We start from the raw sequence: 3253 nt of genomic DNA, 5'->3' as shown, positions 1-3253 counted from the left end.
CCCGGTGCGACCGCGCTTCGGATTCAGGTCGAGCTCACCTTGTCGGCTGACGGGCGCATCACGCGTGGACCGACGCTGGTGAACCCGCAGAATTCCAACGTCTATCGCGCGACCGCCGACGGTGCCCTGCGGGCACTGCGTCAGGCCGCGCCGTTCGACGTGCCGTCCAATTTCGACGGGGGGCTGTTCCGCCCGACGTTCAACCCTGAAAGGGCTTGTGCCAACCGCTAGGGCAGCCTTCCGGCTTGACCGCGCGTTACCGCAAAGGCCCATTCTTAGACTGACGAATCGATAAAGGGAGTTCCATCATGCGATTGAAGCTCGTTCTAGCCACGACGGCCGCGCTGGTGATGGCTATGCCCGCCGCCGCCCAGCAGCAGGCTCCGACGAATGGCCCCATCGAGGTCGAGATCGATCAGGGCGTGCTGCGCCCCCTACAGATCGCGGTTGTTCCGTTTACCGGAGCCAACGGCTCGCAGATTTCGCAGGTCATCAGCGGCAATCTGAAGCGTTCGGGTTTCTTTGATCCGCTCAATCCGGCCAGCTTTGTTGAGACGGGTCTGACGCTGGCCAATGCGCCGAACTTCCCGCAGTGGACGTCGATTGGGGCACAGGCGGTGCTTTACGGCGGTGTGACCCAGCGGGCCGATGGCCGCGTGGATGTGGGCTTCCGCCTGTATGACCCGTACCGCCAGTGCCAACTGGTGAGCTATCAGTTCACGGCAACCGCCGAGCAATGGCGCCGTATTGCGCACAAGATCTCGGACGTTGTCTATCAGCGCCTGACCGGCGAGCCGGGCTTCTTCGACAGCCGCGTCCTGTTCGTTGCTGAAAGCGGGAGCCAGACCAACCGCCGCAGCCGCCTGACCATCGTCGATCAGGACGGCTACAACCCCGTCTTCCTGACGCAGGGCGACGAGGTGATCATGTCGCCGCGTTTCTCGATGCATAATCCGGACGAGGTCACCTATGTGGCGCTCGGCAAGGATTACAGCCGTATCTACCTGTATAACCTTGCGACCGGCCGCCGCGAAAGCATGGGCGAGTTCGAAGGTCAGGTGCTGGCTCCGCGCTTCTCGAATGACGGCTCGAAGATGGCCTTCTCCATCATTCGCAACGGCAACACCGACATCTATGTGATGAACCTGCGCACCCGCCAGCTGTCGCGTCTGACCAGCGATCCGGGCATCGATACCTCGCCGTCGTTCAGCCCTGACGGCTCGCAGATCGTCTTTACCTCCGACCGCTCGGGCTCGGCACGTCTCTACACCATGCGCGCCGACGGCTCGGGTCAGCGTCCGATCAGCCGTGGCGGCGGCATCTATACCGCGCCTGCATGGTCGCCGCGCGGCGATTTGATCGCCTTCACCAAACAGGCTGGCGGCCGCTTCCACACGGGCGTGATGAAGCCTGACGGTACGGGCGAGCGCAGCCTGTCGTCGTCCTATCTGGAAGAAGGCCCGTCGTGGGCTCCGAACGGTCGGTATGTGATGTTCGCGCGTCAGTCCCCGGGCGGTGACACCCGTCTGTGGACCGTGGACCTGTCGGGCCGTGTCGTTGCGCAAGCCGGTTACCAAGAGCGTGGCTCCTCGCCGGCATGGTCGGGCCTTCTGGATGCACCGCCTGCCAACCTCGGTATCAATCAGGGTCCCGATTCCTGCGCTGCGTCGTAAGTTTCGCAGTCCGGATCAATGGCTTCACTCCTGCGTTATCAGCACATAGCGTTGCTGGAACGCAAAGGGGAGCCGGTGTAGCTACTGCCTCTATTAAAGCTAAGCTTGGATCGCCATCAGCGGTCCCTCAATTCAGGAGTCGAGCATGAACAAAGCCTCGCTGTCCAAACTGATCGCTGTCAGCGCCCTTGCTATTTCGGTCGTCGCCTGTACGCCGAAGCCGAAGGTTGACACCGCCACCCCGACCGGTCCGGTGCAAACCCAACCGACGGGTCCGGCCTATCCGACCTCGCCGACCGGTCCGGTTGACGGTTCGGGCATGGGTGCCGCTGTTCCGGGTTCGGAGCAGGACTTCGTCATCAACGTTGGCGACCGCATCTACTTCGATCTGGATTCCTACGAAGTGAACGCCGAAGCCGGTATGCGCCTGGCCGCTCAGGCCGCCTGGCTGCAGCGTTACCCGCAAATCACTATCCGCATCGAAGGCAACGCCGACGAACGCGGCACCCGCGAATACAACCTCGCACTGGGTGCCCGCCGCGCTGAATCGGTTCGCAACTACCTGATCTCGCGTGGCATTCCGGCCAACCGCATCGACACCATCTCGTTCGGCAAGGAACGCCCGATCGCAGAAGGCTCGAACGAGTCGGCCTGGGCCCAGAACCGTAACGCCCGCACCGCGATTGCCTCGGGCGCGCGCTAAGGTCTGACCCTCTGGGTTAAACGATCAGGAGGCACCGGCTCGACAGCCGGTGCCTCTTTCAATTTGAGGGACGAGGCGGCACTGTCGGCTGGTTGTCCAAGAGGGGAATAACTTGGAAATCGACGCGATTGGCGCCGCCGAGGGCGCATTGGCCGGGGGGATGGCTGCTCACGCTATCGACCCCGAAAGAGGGCATGCCGGGCAGCATTCACACAACTGTGCCGACTGCGGAACGCCGCTGACGGGCCGGTATTGTTCGGAGTGCGGACAGCCCGCACACGTGCACCGCACGCTGGTGCATCTGGGGCATGAACTGCTGCACGGGGTCATGCACTTTGACGGGCGTATCTGGCGGACCCTGCCGCTGCTCCTGGTCAATCCGGGCAAGCTGACGCGCGAATGGTGTCAGGGCAAACGCAGCCGGTATGTGTCGCCGCTGGCGATCTTCCTGTTCACCCTCTTCATCATCTTCTTCGGCCTCAGCATGGCCTCGCCGCCCAAGGTGAACATCGGCAGCAACATCGATGTGGCCAGCATGTCCCAGACCGATGTGGATGCTCTGAAGGCCGAACTTGCGGAAATGGACAAAGAGGTCGCTGCCCTCGACGTCGCATTTGCGCAGGCCAAGGGGGCCGACAAGATCGCATTGGGTACCCAGAAGGGGGCGCTGGCCGGTACTCACGCCGCCCTGAAAGCCCGTGTCACTGCCTATGAAACCGCCAAGGCCGAGGGCAAGCTTCCTGTGCCCGGCAAGGCTCGCTCTGACGGGCTGGAGCCCGGCAGCTGGCAGGCTCAGGTGGCAGACCTAAACTGGCAAAGCGATGGCCATGGCGCGATGGCCAAGATCGGCAAGAAGCTGAAAAACCCTGACCTGATG

4 protein-coding genes are annotated in these 3253 nt (G+C 62.9%); all 4 read left to right on the top strand.

What is annotated here, in order from left to right:
- The coding region (locus tag OB03_RS09385) for a hypothetical protein (RefSeq protein ID WP_461343961.1) at positions 1–231 on the top strand (231 nt) is incomplete at its 5' end.
- Positions 232–308: 77 nt separating this feature from the next.
- Positions 309–1673, top strand: a complete 1365-nt coding sequence (tolB, locus tag OB03_RS09380; protein WP_242915011.1) for a Tol-Pal system beta propeller repeat protein TolB — start codon at positions 309–311, stop codon at positions 1671–1673.
- 145 nt (positions 1674–1818) lie between these two features.
- Positions 1819–2376 (top strand): peptidoglycan-associated lipoprotein Pal, encoded by a 558-nt coding sequence (pal, locus tag OB03_RS09375; protein ID WP_461343960.1) that lies wholly within the window; start codon positions 1819–1821, stop codon positions 2374–2376.
- A gap of 280 nt (positions 2377–2656) precedes the next feature.
- Positions 2657–3253: DUF3667 domain-containing protein (locus OB03_RS09370; protein WP_461343959.1), on the top strand; the 597-nt coding region annotated here is incomplete at its 3' end.

Source organism: Brevundimonas sp. GN22 (genome assembly GCF_054824005.1).
The sequence above is the reverse complement of the archived record's forward strand: the minus strand, read 5'-3'. Positions and strand labels throughout refer to the sequence as shown.

What these genes read in the sequence shown, in the direction of transcription:
- tolB (WP_242915011.1), top strand. Translation starts at nt 309, where the DNA reads ATGCGATTGAAGCTCGTTCTAGCCACGACGGCCGCGCTGGTGATGGCT.
- pal (WP_461343960.1), top strand. Translation starts at nt 1,819, where the DNA reads ATGAACAAAGCCTCGCTGTCCAAACTGATCGCTGTCAGCGCCCTTGCT.